14 protein-coding genes are annotated in these 17,098 nt (G+C 70.8%); 9 read left to right on the top strand and 5 right to left on the bottom strand.

Translation table 11 applies throughout. The features are described 5' to 3' along the window. Nucleotides 1–65 precede the first annotated feature (65 nt). The 3 genes from ACWFR3_RS13605 to aztA all read right to left on the bottom strand — a co-directional run bounded on the left by ACWFR3_RS13605 (nucleotide 66) and on the right by aztA (nucleotide 2,729). On the bottom strand, nucleotides 66–473 hold the full coding sequence (locus tag ACWFR3_RS13605; RefSeq protein WP_453734718.1) for a Fur family transcriptional regulator: 408 nt from the start codon (nucleotides 471–473) through the stop codon (nucleotides 66–68). A 70-nt stretch (nucleotides 474–543) separates the two neighbouring features. Then, entirely contained in the window at nucleotides 544–1,719 is a 1,176-nt protein-coding gene (locus tag ACWFR3_RS13610) for a GTP-binding protein (RefSeq protein ID WP_453734719.1), read from the bottom strand. A gap of 266 nt (nucleotides 1,720–1,985) precedes the next feature. Beyond that, complete coding sequence (aztA, locus tag ACWFR3_RS13615) at nucleotides 1,986–2,729, bottom strand: zinc ABC transporter ATP-binding protein AztA (protein WP_453734720.1); 744 nt, start codon at nucleotides 2,727–2,729, stop codon at nucleotides 1,986–1,988. 15 nt (nucleotides 2,730–2,744) lie between these two features. On the opposite strand from aztA, the gene aztB reads away from it, so the two are divergent. From aztB to aztD, 4 genes are all read left to right on the top strand, one after another. Continuing rightward, nucleotides 2,745–3,599, top strand: coding sequence for a zinc ABC transporter permease AztB (gene aztB, locus ACWFR3_RS13620; RefSeq protein ID WP_453734721.1), 855 nt, complete (start codon nucleotides 2,745–2,747; stop codon nucleotides 3,597–3,599). Between the two features lie 21 nt (nucleotides 3,600–3,620). Next, nucleotides 3,621–4,856 (top strand): hypothetical protein, encoded by a 1,236-nt coding sequence (locus ACWFR3_RS13625; RefSeq protein ID WP_453734722.1) that lies wholly within the window; start codon nucleotides 3,621–3,623, stop codon nucleotides 4,854–4,856. Next, nucleotides 4,853–5,842 (top strand): zinc ABC transporter substrate-binding protein AztC, encoded by a 990-nt coding sequence (aztC, locus tag ACWFR3_RS13630; RefSeq protein WP_453734723.1) that lies wholly within the window; start codon nucleotides 4,853–4,855, stop codon nucleotides 5,840–5,842. The genes ACWFR3_RS13625 and aztC overlap by 4 nt, the downstream gene beginning before the upstream one ends. A gap of 87 nt (nucleotides 5,843–5,929) precedes the next feature. Further along, nucleotides 5,930–7,126, top strand: coding sequence for a zinc metallochaperone AztD (gene aztD / locus ACWFR3_RS13635; protein ID WP_453734724.1), 1,197 nt, complete (start codon nucleotides 5,930–5,932; stop codon nucleotides 7,124–7,126). A gap of 57 nt (nucleotides 7,127–7,183) precedes the next feature. On the opposite strand, the gene ACWFR3_RS13640 is transcribed toward aztD, so the two are convergent. Beyond that, nucleotides 7,184–7,666: a peptidoglycan-binding domain-containing protein gene (locus tag ACWFR3_RS13640; protein WP_453734725.1), complete on the bottom strand. Its 483-nt coding sequence runs from the start codon at nucleotides 7,664–7,666 to the stop codon at nucleotides 7,184–7,186. A 189-nt stretch (nucleotides 7,667–7,855) separates the two neighbouring features. Between ACWFR3_RS13640 and ACWFR3_RS13645 the strand changes: the two genes are divergently transcribed. After that, nucleotides 7,856–7,981 carry a hypothetical protein gene (locus ACWFR3_RS13645; RefSeq protein ID WP_453734726.1) on the top strand — a complete coding sequence of 42 codons (126 nt, stop codon included), beginning with the start codon at nucleotides 7,856–7,858 and terminating at the stop codon, nucleotides 7,979–7,981. Nucleotides 7,982–8,058: 77 nt separating this feature from the next. Here the strand turns inward: ACWFR3_RS13645 and ACWFR3_RS13650 are convergent, their stop codons facing one another. Next, nucleotides 8,059–9,645, bottom strand: coding sequence for an APC family permease (locus tag ACWFR3_RS13650; RefSeq protein ID WP_453734767.1), 1,587 nt, complete (start codon nucleotides 9,643–9,645; stop codon nucleotides 8,059–8,061). 361 nt (nucleotides 9,646–10,006) lie between these two features. On the opposite strand from ACWFR3_RS13650, the gene ACWFR3_RS13655 reads away from it, so the two are divergent. From ACWFR3_RS13655 to ACWFR3_RS13670, 4 genes are read left to right on the top strand one after another with little or no spacing between them, the layout of a single operon-like run. Then, a complete protein-coding gene (locus ACWFR3_RS13655) occupies nucleotides 10,007–10,402 on the top strand; it encodes a CU044_2847 family protein (protein ID WP_453734727.1) in 396 nt (131 codons plus the stop codon). Further along, nucleotides 10,372–12,630: a VMAP-C domain-containing protein gene (locus tag ACWFR3_RS13660; RefSeq protein ID WP_453734728.1), complete on the top strand. Its 2,259-nt coding sequence runs from the start codon at nucleotides 10,372–10,374 to the stop codon at nucleotides 12,628–12,630. Before ACWFR3_RS13655 ends, ACWFR3_RS13660 begins: the two co-directional genes overlap by 31 nt. Further along, nucleotides 12,627–13,577, top strand: coding sequence for an AAA family ATPase (locus ACWFR3_RS13665; protein WP_453734729.1), 951 nt, complete (start codon nucleotides 12,627–12,629; stop codon nucleotides 13,575–13,577). Before ACWFR3_RS13660 ends, ACWFR3_RS13665 begins: the two co-directional genes overlap by 4 nt. A gap of 51 nt (nucleotides 13,578–13,628) precedes the next feature. Beyond that, on the top strand, nucleotides 13,629–17,093 hold the full coding sequence (locus ACWFR3_RS13670; RefSeq protein WP_453734730.1) for an SAV_2336 N-terminal domain-related protein: 3,465 nt from the start codon (nucleotides 13,629–13,631) through the stop codon (nucleotides 17,091–17,093). The last annotated feature ends 5 nt before the right edge of the window (nucleotides 17,094–17,098 follow it).

A 17,098-nucleotide genomic window follows, 5' to 3' on the forward strand; every position in this document is an offset into this window, starting at 1 on the left:
ATCATGTAGCGGGCTGCATAGTGCAGTTGCAGGTCCCGAGTCTGGTTCTGCCGGAGTGCGGCCGGTCAGCCGGCGTGACAGTCGTCGCACACCCCAGTCAGTTCGAGAGTGTGGTCCACGGCGTGGAAGCCGGTGGAACGCGTGACCTCGGCCGCCCACCGCTCGACCTCCTCGGAGTCGACGGCGAGACTGAGTCCGCACTGTCGGCACAGCAGATAGTGCCGGTGACCATCGGCGGGCCGGGGCCGGTAGAGACGTTCGCCGTCGCCGTCGCGCACCATGTCCACCTGGCCCGCGGTCTCCAGCAGGTGGAGTGTGCGGTAGACGGTGGTGAGGCCGACCTCGATCCCGTCTGCCGTGAGCGCCGCGTGCAGGGTCTGGGCCGAGGTGAAACCGTCGCAGGTGGCCAACGCCGCGAGGACGGCCGCCCGTTGCCGGGTGGATCGCCACTCGCCGCGGGTCGTTCCGTACATCGCTGTGCCTCCGTCACAGTGGGGACGGCCGGGCGGGGCGCCCCGAACACGCTCGGCCGCCCCGTGTGGGTCAGACGGCTGTCGCGAGGGGCGGCGATCCGTGTGCGTGCTCGAGTTCGCAGACCTCTCCGGTGTCCCATCCGGGGAAGGGATCGGACGCGGGCTCCGGCTCTCCCCCGACCATGAGGCACCGGGCCAGGGCGGTACGCAGGGTGTCCGCCCGCAGGCCGACACCGATGAACACCACCTCCTGCGCGTACGGCACCTCACCGTCCCGCGTTCCCGAGGGCTCGAACCGGGCGACGGAGCCGGCCTGGGACCACAGGCCCGTCACCCCGTCGCGTCCGGCCAGGGTGAAGAAGCCCTTGGAGCGCAGGATGCGTCCGTGCGATCCGCTGTCCAGCTCCCGAGTGACGAAGTCCCAGAGCCTGACGGGGTGGAAGGGGGCGGCGGACCGGAAGACGAGGGAGGAGATGCCGTACTCCTCGGTCTCCGGGACGTGGTCGCCGTTGAGTTCTTGGACCCAGCCCGGTGCCTGCTGGGCGCGTTCCAGGTCGAAGCGGCCGGTCTGGAGGACATCGCGGGCGTCGACGCGGCCGTGCACCGAGGTGATCAGCCGCGCGTGGGGGTTGAGCCGGGTGAGTACCCCGCGAAGCCGGTCGGCGTCGGCTGCGTCGACCAGGTCCAGCTTGTTGAGCACGAGCACGTCGGCGAACTCGACCTGGTCGATCAGCAGGTCGCTGACGGTGCGTTCGTCGTCCTCGTAGGGCGCCAGTCCGCGTTCGGCGAGGTCGTCACCTTCTGCCAGTTCGGTCAGGAAGTTGGCCGCGTCGACCACGGTGACCATGGTGTCGAGGCATGCCACCTCGTCCAGGGTGGCTCCGTCGTCGCGGGCGAAGGCGAACGTGGCGGCCACCGGCATCGGCTCGGAGATGCCGCTGGACTCGATGAGCAGGTAGTCGAAGCGGCCCTCCCTGGCGAGCCGGTCGACCTCCTGGAGCAGATCGTCCCGGAGGGTGCAGCAGATGCAGCCATTGGTCATCTCCACCAGCCGCTCCTCGGTCCGGGAGAGCGCGGCCTCACCCCCGCGCACCAGGGCGGCGTCGATGTTGATCTCGCTCATGTCGTTGACGATCACCGCCACGCGCAGTCCCTCGCGGTTGGTGAGGACATGGTTGAGCAGGGTCGTCTTTCCTGCGCCGAGGAACCCCGACAGCACGGTGACCGGCAGGCGTCGCGACCGCATCCCCTCAACCCTCCGGGCGCAGCAGGCCGCGCCGGTAGGTGTTGCTCCGGGACATCTTGCGTTTGGGGACGGCCATGGCGGGGCCCTTTCGACAGGATTCGACAGGAATGGTGTTCGGGCTGATCGGGGGGTCGGGTGTACGGCTTTCCAGCCCACGCCCGCGTCGACGGACCAGCAGCGTCGCCTGCACCGTGGACCCCGACGCTACATGAAAACGGTGTTCATTGTTAACGGGGCGGGGTGGGGCGGTGTAACGGCTCGGCGGGTCAGAGGGTTTGCCAGATCCGGGCCAGCGCCGACGTGGTGAGAACCTGGTCGGGGTGTCCCTGCCCGGCGAGGCGGCCGCCCTGGAGCAGGAGGCAGGCGTCCGCCGCGCGTGCGGCCTCCAGATCGTGTGTGGCCTGGACGACTGTCACGCCGTCGGCGACGAGAGCGGTCAGCAGCGTCCCGATCCGCTCCCGCGCCTCCGGATCCAGGCCCGTGGTCGGCTCGTCCAGTAGTAGCAGGTCCGATTCCTGCGCCAATCCTTGCGCGATGAGAGCGCGTTGGCGTTGTCCACCCGAGAGTTCTCCCAGTTGGCGTGCGGCGAGGTCGCCGATGCCGAGGCGGTCGAGCGCGGCGTCCACGGTCGCGTGGTCCCGGCGGGTCAGTCTGCGCCACGGTCCGCGCTCGCCCCAGCGTCCCATCTGGACGGTCTGCCGGACGGTGAGGGGCAGGGTGTCGCCGACGGCGCCGCGCTGCGGCACGAAGGCGGGCGGCAGGTCTCCGGCGTGGAGCAGTTCACCGGATGTCGGGCGGATCACACCGGCGAGGGCGCCGAGCAGGGTCGACTTGCCGCTGCCGTTCGGGCCGACGAGCGCCGTGGTCGCCAACTGCGGTATCTCGGCGCTGAGTTGGTGCAGCACGGGGCGCCCCGGATAGCCGGCGCACAGGTCGGTGAAGCGTACGTGGGGGATCCGTTCCCGGGGAGCGGCGGGCGTGGGGACTGGTTTGTTGAACATGATTTTCATTGTAGTGTCCCCGGCATGGAATGGTTGACGGCCCCGTTCGAGGTCACCTTCGTGCAGCGAGCCCTGTGGGGCGGAATCCTGGTGTCCGCGATTTGTGCGCTGGCCGGTACCTGGGTGGTGCTCAGGGGGATGGCCTTCCTCGGCGACGCCATGTCCCACGGCCTGCTGCCGGGAGTCGCACTGGCCGCGCTGTTCGGCGGGAACCTGCTGGTGGGCGCGGTGGCCAGTGCGGCTGTCATGACAGCGGGCGTCACCGTGCTCGGGCGCACACCGAGGCTGTCGCAGGACACCGGCATCGGGCTGCTCTTCGTCGGCATGCTCTCGCTCGGCGTGATCATCGTTTCGCGCTCGCAGTCCTTCGCGGTGGACCTGACCGGCTTCCTCTTCGGCGACGTCCTCGCCGTCCGGCAACAGGACCTCTTGCTGCTCGCGGCGGCACTGCTCGCGGCGCTGGTGGTGTCAGTCCTCGGCCACCGCGCCTTCCTGGCCCTGGCGTTCGACTCACGCAAGGCGACGACCCTGGGGCTGCGCCCGCGCCTGGCCCACGCCGTGCTGCTTGGCCTGCTCGGTCTGGCGATCGTCGCCTCGTTCCACATCGTGGGAACACTGCTGGTCCTGGGCCTGCTCATCGCCCCGCCCGCGGCGGCCCTGCCGTGGGCACGCAGTGTCCGCGCGGTCATGGCGCTCGCCGCGCTCCTCGGCTCCGCCGCCACCTTCGGCGGCCTGCTGCTGTCCTGGCACCTGGGCACCGCCGCCGGCGCGACCGTCTCGGCCCTGGCGGTGAGCCTGTTCTTCCTTTCCCACGTGGTGTCCGGCCTGCGTCACCGCCGTACGCGCCTCGCGCCTGCCCCCGCACTCGAAGTCAACTGAAAGAAGCTTGAGGCGAACGTCATGACCGTCCGCAGAAACGTCACTCCGTGGGCTTCGGCCGCACTGGTACTCACCGCATTGCTCACCACGAGCTGCTCGGGTGAGAAGAGCAACGACGCACGACCGGCTAAGGGCTCTTCGTCCGCCACCCCGCACGGCTACGTGGAGGGAGCACAAGAAGCCGCCGAGCAGCAATCCCGCCTGCTGCTCAACGACCCCGACAGCGGAAGCAGCCGGGTGCTCGACCTCATCACCGGCAAGGTGCACAACACGGCTCAGGTGAAGGGTGCCGCCCGGCTGGGCACCGATGGAAGGTTCGGCTACCTCCACGCATCCGGCAAGACCCACGTGCTCGACAGCGGCGCCTGGATGGTGGACCACGGGGACCACGTCCACTACTACAGCGCGGCGATACGGGACGTCGGCGAGCTCCCCGTGGGCAGCCGGGCACAGGTGCGCGGCGACAAGGCGGTGTCCGCGGTGACCGACCAGGACGGGAAGACCGTTCTGTACGACCGGGGCAAGCTGGAGAAAGGCAAGATCACGTCCTCCCGGACACTGAAAGGCACCTACTCCGGCGCCGTCGTGCCGTACGAGGAGCACCTCCTGGCCTTTGCCGGCGAAGGCAGCACCACGAAGCTCGTGGTGCTCGACCGCAACGGCAAGCGCGTCGCCTCCCCGGACGCGGAGTGCGAGGAACCCCGGGGCGACGCCGTCACCCGACGCGGCGTGGTCCTGGGCTGTGCCGACGGCGCGCTGCTCGTCCGTGAGGAGGACGGCGCCTTCACCGCCGAGGAGATTCCCTACGGCGAGGACGTACCGGCGAAGGAACGCGCCGCCTCCTTCCGCCAGCGCCCCGGCAGCGACACTCTCACCGCACCGGCCGGGAAGGACGCCGTATGGGTCCTGGACGTCACCGAACGGAAGTGGACCCGGGTGGAGACCGGGCCCGTCGTCGCGGCCAACACCGCGGGGGAGGGGTCCCCGCTGCTCGTCCTGGAGACCGACGGCTCGCTGCACGGCTACGACATCGCCAGCGGCAAGGAGACCGCGCAAACCAAGCCGCTCCTGACCGGAGAGGTGCGCTCCGGCACCGACTCCGGCGCCCCTGTGGTCGAGATCGACCGCAGCCGCGCCTACGTCAATGATCCCAAGGGCAAGAAGGTCTTCGAGATCGACTACAACGACGACCTGCGCGTGGCACGCTCCTTCGATCTGGACATCGAGCCGGTCCTCATGGCGGAGACCGGCCGATGAGCGGGGCCGCGGCGAAGCAGCGCGTACGGGTGGGCACGGCGCGGCTGCGCAGTCTGATCGTGGGCCTGCTCGCCCTGGTGACGGCCGCGGCCGCCTCCGCCTGCACCACCGGTGAGGAGCAGCCCCGGATCGTCGTCACGACCAACATCCTCGGTGACATCACCCGCGAGATCGTCGGCGACGAAGCCGAGGTCACCGTCCTGATGAAGCCCAACGCCGACCCGCACTCCTTCGGCCTGTCGGCCGTGCAGGCCGCCCAGCTGGAACGGGCCGACCTGGTTGTCTACAACGGTTTGGGGCTCGAGGAGAACGTCCTGCGGCACGTGGACGCCGCTCGCGAGTCCGGCGTCGCCACCTTCGCGGCGGGGGAGGCGGCCGACCCGCTCACTTTCCACTCGGCCGACGACGGCGGCCCCGCGGACGGGGACGGCCGGCCCGACCCGCACTTCTGGACCGACCCGGACCGGGTGCGCAAGGCCACCGGCCTGCTAGCCGACCAGGTGGTCGAGCACGTCGACGGTGTGGACGACAGCGCGATACGGGCCAACGCAGCCCGCTACGGCGAACAACTCGCGGACCTGACCGGCTGGATGGAGAAGTCCTTCGACCGCGTTCCGGAAAACAAACGCGCGCTGGTGACCAACCACCACGTCTTCGGCTACCTCGCCGACCGCTTCGGCTTCAAGGTGATCGGCGCGGTCATCCCCAGCGGCACCACGCTGGCCTCACCCAGCTCATCCGACCTCCGCTCGCTCACCCTGGCGATGCAAAAGGCCAACGTACGCACCGTGTTCGCCGACTCCTCCCGGCCCGCACGGCTCGCCGAGGTCCTGCGCACCGAACTGGGCGGCAAGGTCCAGGTCGTCGAGCTGTATTCGGAGTCGCTCACCGCGAAGGGCGAGGGCGCCGACACCTATCTGCGGATGATGCGCGCCAACACCACCGCCATGACCGACGGCCTGACCGCCGCCACCAGCGGCGACTGAACTGCGAACGGCAACACACACCGGCCGATCGGGCCGAGAACCTCGCACACCACTGCCGCCACCGCGCGGCGAGGAAAAGGGAGAACGATGAACAAGTCCATACGCAGCAGAGCCCTCACGGGCACGGCACTCGCCCTGGCGGTAGCCACGGTCCTGACCGCCTGCGGAGGGAAGGACAGCTCCTCCGGCGCCAAGACGGCGGACAGCGCGACCGATGCACCCGCCGCGGTCAAGGACCCGCTGGTCGCCAGCTTCGACGGCGGCCTGTACATCCTGGACGGCAAGAGTCTCAAGGTGGCCAAGACCATCAAGCTCTCCGGCTTCAACCGGGTCAACCCGGCCGGCGACAAGGACCATGTAGTCGTCTCCACCGACACCGGCTTCCGCGTGCTGGACGCCACCGGCCAGGCCTTCACCGACATCGAGTACAAGGGTGCCAAGCCCGGCCACGTCGTGCGTCACGCGGGCAAGACGGTGCTCTTCACCGACGGCACCGGAGAGGTCAACGTCTTCGACCCCGCCGACCTGAGCAGCGGAAAGAAGCCCGACGGACGCACCTACGCCTCCGCCGAGGCACATCACGGCGTTGCCATCGAACTGGCCAACGGTGAACTCCTCAGCACCCTGGGCACCGAGGAGAAGCGGACCGGCACTCTGGTCCTGGACAAGAACAACAAGGAAGTCACGCGCAACGAGAAGTGCCCCGGCGTCCACGGTGAGGCGGCTGCCCGGGACGAGGCCATCGCCGTCGGCTGTGAGGACGGCGTACTGGTCTACCAGGACGGCAAGTTCACCAAGGTCGACGCCCCCGACGACTACGGCCGCATCGGCAACCAGGCCGGAAGCGACGCATCGCCGGTCCTGCTGGGCGACTACAAGACCGACCCGGAGGCCGAGTTGGAGCGGCCCACCCGCGTCTCCCTCATCGACACCGAGAAGAAGAAGCTCAGCCTGGTCGACCTGGGCACCAGCTACTCCTTCCGCTCGCTGGCCCGCGGCCCGCAGGGCGAGGCACTCGTCCTGGGCACCGACGGCGCGATCCACGTGATCGATCCGGAGAGCGGCAAGATCGAGAAGAAGATCCCGGCCGTGGGCAAGTGGCAGGAACCGCTGGACTGGCAGCAGGCCCGGCCCACCCTGTTCGTCCGCGGCAACACCGCCTACGTCTCCGACCCCAGCAAAAAGACGCTGCAGGCCATCGACTTGACGACCGGCAAGAAGACCACCTCCGTCACCCTGCCGCAGAGCACCAACGAACTGTCGGGAGTCGTCGCGGAACACTGACCGCACGCGCTGTCCCCGCAGCTCCAGAGCCGCGGGGACAGCGCGGTGTGAGCGCTGTTATGAAGTGGTGCAGGGCTCGCACAGGAGCCCCTGGGCGAAGCGCTTGAAGGCTGCCTTGGTTCCTGCTCCGGCAACTCCGTCGATCCTGCCGTTGTAGTTCCAGTTGTCATGCCGGAGCTTGCGCTGCAACGCCTTGATCGTTCCGCTTCCGACGACTCCGTCGATGTCGCCGGTGTACCCGTGTTCCCTGAGGTGGCGCTGGAAAGCCTTCCAGCTTGCGGTGCCGAGGTATCCGTCGATCGCCCCCTTGTAGCCGTGGTGTCCCGCCAGCCACTCCTGGACGGCCTTGGCCTGCCTGCGGTCGAGACCGAGATTGACAACAGCCTGTGTGGTGATGCCAGACGAACTCATCGTTGCTGCCTTCGGCGCCTCGGCGGAAGACGCCGCGAAGCCGGTTCCCGCAGTCGCCAGGCTCGCTCCGGCGATGGCGGCAACCAGAGCAAGGCCGACGAGTGGTCTGGTCAGAACCTTCGTACGCATATACCGCTCCCCGTTGATGAACCGCACTCGGCGCGAGTGCGCCAAGCTGTTCGTGGAGGCTATGCGACGCGTGGGGCAGCTCCCCACGCGTGTTGATCTGTTGTGACTGCTGAGTGACGGAACCGGTGCACTGGGAGTGCCGAGCGGTGGCAGCCAGGCTTGTCAGTGCCGACTGGCACGATCAAGGGCATGACCAGCCGCACCGACGCCCCCGTCCCGCTCCCGGCCAACCACCGCATCTCCGAGACCTACGCCGACTGGGCGCGCACCCGTGATCCGGGTGCCGAGCCCGCCGCGCGCGCCGTGCTCGGCTGACCAGTTGTTCGGTGTGGCGGTCGGGAGTTGAGGAGTGTGTGTCGGGCAGGGCCGGACGCATGAGCGCGTGTCCCCGCTCAGTGAGCGGGGTTCGTGCGCAGGTGGGCGGCGCCCGAACGCACCGCCCACCCGAAGACCGCGAAGGCGACGACGCCCACCACGACCGAGTCGTACGGCGCGGGCAGGCGCCCGGAGCCACCGAACGTGCCCAGCCACGACAACAAGGTCAGCGCCGCCAGGATGAACACGAGCCAGGCGCCCAGGCGCAGTTCCCCGGCCGCGGAGCCGCCTCCCGTCCTGCGTCGTTGCAGCAGGAACAGCGGGACACCGACCAGGACGAGCGGCAGGGCGAGTCGCAGATCGTCCCAGCCCGACCAGTAGACGAACTCGATCGCCACGGCGAAACTGACCGGCGCGATCCAGCGCACCCCCGGCATGTGGCCGTCCGCCAGGGGCACGCCGCGCTCCCGGTCGTGCGCCCGGAAGGACGCCACGGCCACCGCCGAGGCAGCGTAGATGATCAGGTACATGTCGCCCATCACGCTCACGATGTCCTGCCAGCCGCCGAACGGCAGCATGAAGAGGATGATCACCGCGAGGTTGAGGACCAGGGCGCGCCGCGCGATGCCGGAGCGGGGATCGATGCGCATGAAGAAGCGGGGCAGCAGGCCGTTCTTCGAGAGGGCGTAGGTGTGGCGGGCGTCGATCGCGACGCCCACGTAGGCGGAGCCGCCGGGGGAGACCACCGCGTCGGCGTAGAGCAGCGTGGCAAGCCAGTGCAGGTTCAGGACGAGGGCGAGCTGCCCGAACGGCGACTCGAAGTTGACCCCCTGCCAGCCGTGCGCGAGCAGGGAGTCGGGCACCGTGTAGAGGAAGGCGAGTTGGAGCCCGAGGTAGACGAGCACCGCGAGGCCGATGCCGGTGAGGACGGCGGCGGGTACGTTGCGGCGCGGGTTGCGGGCTTCTCCGGAGAAGTCCAGCGGGGCCTGGAACCCGTTCACGGAGTACACGATGCCGCCGCCGGCCAGTGCGGTGAGGCAGGCTGCGTATCCGTACGGGGCAAACCCGCCGTGGTCCGTGAGGCGGCCCGAGTGGGTGCCGGAAAGGAACAGGGCGGCCACCGTGAGCACCGGGACGATGACCTTGAACACCGACACCAGGTTGTTCACGCGGGCGAACATCTTCACCGCGAACCAGTTCAGCGCGGTGAGCAGCACGCTCAGTGCGGCGGCGACACCCAGGCCCGACGCGGTGATGCTGCCTCCGTGGTAGAGCCCGGGCACGTAGTGGTCGGCGTACTGCATGATCGCGCTGATCTCGGCCGCGGTGCCGCCCACGGAGAGCATCACGGACCAGCCCACGACCGTGCCGACGAGACGGCCGTTCGCGTACAGGGGCCAGCGGGCCGTGCCGCCGCCTTCCGGCCTGGTGGCGCCGAGTTCGACCATGACCAGGGCCACAAGGGCGCAGAGCACACCGGCCGCGATCCAGGAGAGCAGCGCGGCGGGCCCCGCGGTCTGGGCGGCGTACATGGCGGCGAACAGCCAGCCCGAGCCGAGGATGTTGGAGAAGCCGATCGCGGTCAGGCCCCAGAACCCGAGGTCCTTGCGCAGCCGGTTCTCCTCGGCGCGGACGTCCGGGGCACCGGCAGTCTCCGCCGGCATTTGCTGTGCCACGTGGCAAACCTCCTCGACGATCACGGACCCAAGGGGTCAGCGTGCCACGCAGCACCTCGTGTGTATCGAAGGGTGGGCGTCCCGCGCCGTCGGGCAGGCCGCGTCCTTGCCGCGGTCACATAAGCAGCAAGGCGGCGCGGAGAACAGAGCGCTGATGGTCAGGCAGCGGGACGAAGCCACGCACGTGCTCATCCTGCCCGCACGGCCCAACCGGTCTCTGAGCTGTAGAGACGGCACTTTCGGCGGGCGCGGTGCTGTAACAGCGTCCGGGGCGGCGCCTCGGCGTGCAAAGGATCGGCTGCTGTCATTTCCGCAACTTCCCTTTCTGGTAGGGGTGTTGATCGGCACAATGGCGCATGTGCCACATGACGAATACATCGAGTTCACTCTCGGCGACGGGGCGGAGGTCCGCCTCGAACTCGCGCCGGTCGGCGAGCGTCCTCCTCCGCCGCAGGGCGACGCCGATCTGCCGGACGGCATTGCCGGAGGGACTCCGGTGGGGCGGGGCGCCCGCGTCGGGGCGCTGGCCACGGATGCGCTGCGGACCGTGCTGAGCCCCCTGGGGCCCGTCCTGCAGCAGGTGCACGACGCGGTGCGCAGCATCCCCGACCCGCCGCACGAGATCAGCGTCGACTTCGGGATCCAGGTCGGCCAGGACCTGAAGATCGGCATCGTCGGCGCAAACGGCCAGGCCAGCATGACGATCTCGGCCACGTGGCAGCTGCCTGGCGAGAGACCGACGTGACCTGGTTCGCGACGGCACTGGATGAGACGGCCGCGGACGCCCGCGGCGGGCTGGTGCGGGTCCTGTCCAAGGACGGGACGGCGACGGCGGGGGCCGGGGTGTATCTGGCGGGAAGATCCCTTCTGACCTGCGCTCATGTCGTCAATGCGGCGCTCGGGCTGAGCGTCCTGAACCCCGGGGATCCCGGCAACGTCGTCCTCGACGTGGCCTTCCCCGCGTTGTCCCCCGCCCACACCTGGCGGGCGCGGCTCGCGGCCTGGATACCTCCGCGCTCCCAGCGCCAGGGGGCCATCCCCGATGGCACCCTGCGCTGGGACGGCGACCTGGCCGTCCTGGAGCTGGAGGACGATCCGCCCACGCCGGTGGGCCCGCTGCGCTGGCTGGAGATGGCGATGGGCCAGCAGGTGCGTGCGTGGTACGGCGGCGGGCAGGCCTTCTCGTACGCCGATGTACGCGTCGCCTCGTACGAGGACGGGGTCGGCTACCTCGACGGACAGCTGTCGGGTGCGGCGATCGGTGAGGGCTACAGCGGCGGACCGCTGTGGTCGGTGACCGACCGCGCTGCCGTGGGCCTGGTGATGGGCCGGATCAACGCCCCGGACACGGCGTTCGCCGCGCAGCACACCGTCCGCCGTAGCTGGGGACGGAGCTGGCAGTCGGTCATGGCGGAACTGCACCGGGCCGGGGCCGTTCCCGGACCGCACCTGGCCGCCCTGGCAGCAGGACCCGCTGCCTTCGGCGTGGACGAGTCGGTGCGCGACATGATGGTGGGCCCGCTGCACACCCTGCTCGGTGACCCCGCGGCGCGCGCCGCGCACGCCGGGGCGCTCGCCCCCCAACTGGGCCTGCGGGCCCCCGTGGACGGCAGCGCGCCGTCCGTGGAGGAGCTGGCGCAGTTGCTCGGCGGAACGGAACGCGCGCTGCCCACGCTCGCCGAGTCGCTGTCGCCCGCAGTGGCCGACGATCCACGCGGCCGAGTCGAACTCGACCGGCTGCTGGCCGTGGGCCGGTTCACCGACGCGGCCCGCCTGCTGTCGGTGGCCGAACACCGCGTCCTGCTGGCCAAGTTGCAACACCTCGCCGCGTCGGACCCGGGGTTGCTGCACCGTGCCGCCAACGCGGCGCTGCCCTACCTCGACCTGCCCCGCTCGCTGCAGACCACCCGCCTTGCGCCGTCCGCCGTGCCCGGCGTGCTGCGGGAGCTGGAGACCTGGCACGGCGACGGATCGCCGGTGCCCGAGGAGACCCCACGGCTGCCCGCCCTGCTGCGCGTGGTGGAGTACGTCGCCGCCGAGACCGGTGGGCTGGCCTGCCAAGCGCTCCAGGAGTGGAGCCGGCGGGTCGCGACACGCCTGGGCGTGCACGCGTCGGCGCTGCACGAGCGGCGGGCCGACGCCGAGCGCTGGTCACGACGGACCGTCCCGGCCGGATCCCGGATCCTGGTGGAACTCGACCGGTATGCCAAGGACCCCGCCGGGACCTATCGCTGCTCGGTGTGGCGGGTGCGGCCCGACGGCAGCGCCGCGCGCGCCGTCACCGGCACCGAACGGCCCCGCACCGGCAGGGAGATCGCGCATCTGATCCGCGACGCGGCGGACTCCGCCGACGACGGGGTGGCGCTGGTCGCCGTGTCAGTGCCGCCGGACGCGCTCGAACTGCCCGTGGACGAGTGGGACGGGGCGGGTGCCGACGAGGACATTCCCGCCCCGCTGGGCGAGGACTTCCATCTGGTGCTGCGCTGCCCGAAGCTGCGCACCCGCTCACGCACCGGAGCCGCCGACCTCAAGCGGCGGTGGCGGGCCCGTGCCCAGAGCCCGCCGCTCGTGGCGGATCACACCGTCGGCGGGCGCGCGGGGCTCATCGGCATGCTCAAGACAACCCACAGGGACGGTGCCCGCGTCTACCTGCAGGGGTCCGCCGAACACCGCGGCGAACTCCTACCTGTCTGCCTGGTGATGGGGGTACCGATCGTGCTCTGGGACCGAGAGGACCGCGGAAACCGCGCGGAGCACGACTGCGGATCCGACAGCGGTCCGCCGCTCGCCGCAGTCGTCGCAGAGGGGAGCGTCGACGAACTGCCCGAGCGGCTGCGGCACTTCAGGGTCCGGGGCGCCGCGCAGGCCGCCGGGGCCGCGCGCCCGTCGCTGGTGTGGGAGGACACGGGACTGCCGCTGCCGGACGAACTCCGGCTGGCCGACCCCTCGCAGGGAACGGAGCAGGCGCTATGACGAGCGGCGACGAATGGCGGCTGTTCCGCGGTGAGGGCGGGGTCCGGCCGGTGGACTTCCCCCAGGCTCCGCCGTGGCGGCGGTTCACCGATGCCACGAACGGCCGCGGCCGGCCGCGCCCGTATCTGATCGGGCGAACCGAAGCCGACGTGGTCAGCGCCGCCCTGCATCTGCGCCGACCGCTGCTGGTCACCGGACATCCGGGCACGGGGAAGTCGTCACTGGCCCACGCCATCGCCCGCGAGCTGGCTCTGGGCTCCGTACTCCACTGGCCCGTCAACAGCCGTTCGGTCCTCAAAGACGCCCTGTACGGGTACGACGCGGTCGGCCGGCTCAGAGAGACCCATCTGCGCAAGGAACGCGGCGACACCGAGCCCGACGTCGGCACCTTCATCCGGCTGGGCCCGCTCGGCACGGCGCTCGTACCGCGTGATCGGCCACGCGTCCTGCTGGTGGACGAGCTGGACAAGGGCGACGTGGACCTGCCCAACGACCTGCTGACCGTATTTGAGGAAGGCGAATTCGAGATCCCCGAGCTGTCCCGGCTGTCCGAGGCCCAGTCCGAGGTGTCCATCTTCACGCACGGCGCGGACGACGACCTGATCAGAGTGGCCAGGGGACGGGTGCGGTGCCGGGAATTTCCCGTCGTGGTCATCACCAGCAACGGCGAACGGGACTTCCCGCCGGCCTTCATGCGCCGCTGCGTGCGCCTGGACCTGCCCGACCCGGACGAGGCGCGACTGCGCGACATCGTGGCCGCGCACCTCGGCGAGGAGGCACTCGCCGGTGTCGACGACCTCCTGCACACCTTCCTCAACCGGCGGGCACCCGGCGAACTCGCCACGGACCAGCTGCTCAACGCGGTGTTCCTGCGCAAGGGCGGAGTCGACCTCGACGCCGACGGGCTCCTTGACGCCGTTCTGCACCGGCTCGGCGGGGAGATCTGAGCGGCCATGGGACTCGGAGGCCCGGAACGCCGCGTGGGGCGGAGCGCCTAGATGCCGGGCGCGGAGGAAGGGCGAAGTGCCGCCGGGCCATCGGGCGACGATGACCGGCCGCCCCTGACCGCACTGGGCAGACTGGCACAGCTGACCGGGCACGAGCTGTCCCTCCACGAGCTGCTCGACACCGTCTGGCTGGCCGCGCGGCTGCCCGGCGGAGCGGACGCCCCGCTCGCGCGCTGCCTGAACGGCGCCCTCTCACCCGGTTCGGGACCCCACACGGCCGACGGCGCCCCGGCGCCCGACGACCCGTCACCCACCCGGCCGGCTCCCGACCCCTCACCGGCAGCGGAATCCGTGCCTCAGCCTCCGCCCCCGGCGCAGCTGCTTGGCGCCCTGCACGCCGCGGCCGCCGCACGCAGCGCCCCCGAACTGGCCGAACTCGGCGGGGAATACCGGTCGGACGTGCCCGAGGGAGCGTTGCCGGTACGCGTTCCGGAGGAGAAGGCGCTCGGGGAGGACGAGCTGCGTTTCTCGCGCGCGCTGCGGGCGCTGAAGCAGTCGGGTCCCGACCCTTTCCGGACCGTGTTCGACGAGGAGGCCACGACGGCGGCACTCGCCGAGACGGGACTGCCTGACCTGGTCACGCGCCCCGCGCGACAGCGCCGCCTGAACCTCGTCCTGCTCATCGACGAGGGCATCTCCATGCTGCTGTGGCGGCGTCTCGCCATGGAACTGCGCACTCTGCTGGAGCGCCTAGGCGCCTTCCGCGACGTCCGCGTGCACGGCCTCGACTCGCGATCGGCGCGGGCACCGCTGCTCCGCGCCCGCCCCTTCGACCCGGGTGCCCCCGCGTTGTCCCCCGCCTCCGTCGTCGACCCGTCGGGACGCACGCTGGTCCTGGTCATCAGCGACGGAGTCGGGATGTGCTGGCGGGACGGCCGGCTGACGAAGGCTCTGGAACGCTGGGCCCGGAACGGACCGACCGCGATCATGCACACGCTGCCCGCGCACCTGTGGGACGGGTCGGGCATCCGCTCCGAACCGTGGCTGGTGACGAGCAGGCGGCGCGGCGCGGCCAACGACACATGGGAGGTCACCGACCCGCTGCTGCCACCGGGGCTCGGTGAGGAGTTCGCCGGAATACCGGTGCCGGTCCTCGAACCGTACCCGCCGGCGATCGCCACCTGGGCGCGTCTGGTCGCATCGCCCGGTGCCAGCGCCCGGCTGTCGCTGCTGCGGCCACCAGACGCCGGGGCCCCGCGCGGCAGCGCCGACACCCGCGGTGCGGACGCGCCGAGCGCGGTCCTGCGGTTCCGGGACGCGGCGTCCCCCGCGGCGTACCGCCTGGCCGCCCATCTCGCCGCGGTGTCACCGCTGACCGTGCCGGTGATGCGACTCGTACAGGCGGCCGTGCCGTGGCAGACCGACACCGCGCATCTCGCCGAGGTGTTCCTGGGCGGCCTGATGCGCCAGGTCGATCCGGGTGACGAGCGGCTTCCCGCGCAGCACCGACGGTTCGGATTTCCCAAGGACGCCCAGGACATCCTGCTCGACACCGCATCCCCGGTGGATCTGCTGCGCACCACGCGCACGGTCACCGACCGGTTGCGGTCCCTGGTGGGCCGCTCGCCCGACTTCCCGGCCTGGCTCGCGCACCCCTCGGGCACCGGCGAACTGCTGCCCGGCACCCGTCCGTTCGCCTGGCTCGAAGACCGCCTCCTGACGCATCTGGGCGCCCGGCCCATGGCCCCGGTGCCCGAGCGGCCGGTCGCGTTCGAGGAAGTGCGCCTGCCCTCGGGAATCGACACCTCACCGACCTGGCTGCCCCTGCGCCTGCAGGACCTGCACACACTGGGCCCCTACACGCTGTTGCAGCGCGACGGATCGAGCAGCAGGCCCACCGCCTACATCGGCGAAGACGAGCAGGGCCAACAGGTCCTGCTGCGGGTGTCGGCGTCGTTCGCCTCGTCCGTGGGCCGGGAACTGCTGGACGTCGAGCGGCGTGCGCTGCGCCGCATGGACGGTGCCTACGCGCCCGTCGTCGTCGGCAGCGACCTGGAGGGCGTGCCCGCACCGTGGCTCGCCCTGCGGCTCGACACCCTGGCCGACGGCCGTCCTGCCCCCACCCTGCGAGCGCTGCTGGATGCGGTCGGGCCACAGCCCGGCACCCCGCTGTTCACCTGGCTGGGCTGGCATCTGGCCCGCGCAGTGGCCCGCTGCCACCGGCGGGGCATCGTGCACGGCGCGCTCTCCCCGGGTGCCGTCCTGGTCACGGAGGAGACGCTGCACATCATCAGCTGGACCTCGGCCCGTATCGACGGTGCCTGGAGCGCGTCGACGGCATCCGTGCCCGCACACTCCCGCTACCGGGCACCGGAAGTCACCTACTGGGCGGAATCGCGGATCGCGGCGGGCGACGTCTACTCGCTGGGCGCGATCTTGCTCCATGCCGCGACCGGCCGGGCCTGGCAGGGCTACGAACGCGGCGGCCTGGAGAACAGTATGGGTTTCGCCGAACTCGACGAGGAAATAGCGGAGTTGCTGCTGCGCTGTGTGGCCGCCGAACCGGAGGACCGGCCCACCGCCGGCGAAGTCGCCAGGGCGCTGGGCGCGCGGCTGCCGGGCGGCGCCGAATGGGCGGGCATCGAGGAGGACGCCTGGTCCCCTCCGTCCCGCTCCGCGTCGGACGAGGACGGAGGAGGGGACGGAGCGAGCGGGCCGGCGATCGACAGCGCCCGGTGGACCGCCACGATCAGGGCCCCTCTCCAACGGCCGCTGCACATCGCTCTGCTGGGCGTCAAGGACGGAGTCGGCTGTACGACTACGACCATGATGCTCGGCGCGGTCCTCGCCGACCAGCGGCAGGAGCACGTGCTGGCGGTCGACGCCGACCGGCACGTGGGAAGCCAGGTGCGCATCACCCGTCGGGTCTTTCGCAACACGATGGCGGGCCTGAGCGACCTGGCCGTCTCCCTGCGCGATGTGCACACCTTCGAGGACCTTCAGTTGTTCCTGTCGCCGCACCGCTCGGGTCTGATGGTCCTGGCCGATGACTCGCTGCCCCCGCGGAGGGTGGGCGCCTCGTTCTCCGACCAGGAATTCGCCCGGGTAGCCGCCGTCACCGGTCACCACTTCCCTCTGACCCTGGTGGACGCGGACACGCCGCTGGCCGCAGTCCTCGGGTACGCCGACCGCGTGGTCATCGTCTCCCGCGCGGATCCGGCCGGGCTCACCCAGGCCCATCGCACCATGGACCGGCTGGTCTCCATCAACCGTCCGGACCTGATCAAGGAGGCGGTCGTCGTGCTCAACCACAGCCGACCGGCCGCCGGCTGGAACCTCGACCCGGCCGCACGCCGCGCCCTCAGCTCACGCTGCCGCGGACTGGTCACGGTCCCACGTGACGGTCACCTGGCGATGGGCAGCACAGTCGAACTGTCCTGGCTGACCCCCGAGGCGTATACGGCGTACCTGCGGCTCGCGGCGCTGTTGCTCGGGCCCCGGCCGATCTTTTCCTGAGCGCG

The sequence above is a fragment of the Streptomyces sp. NPDC055189 genome, assembly GCF_053606765.1.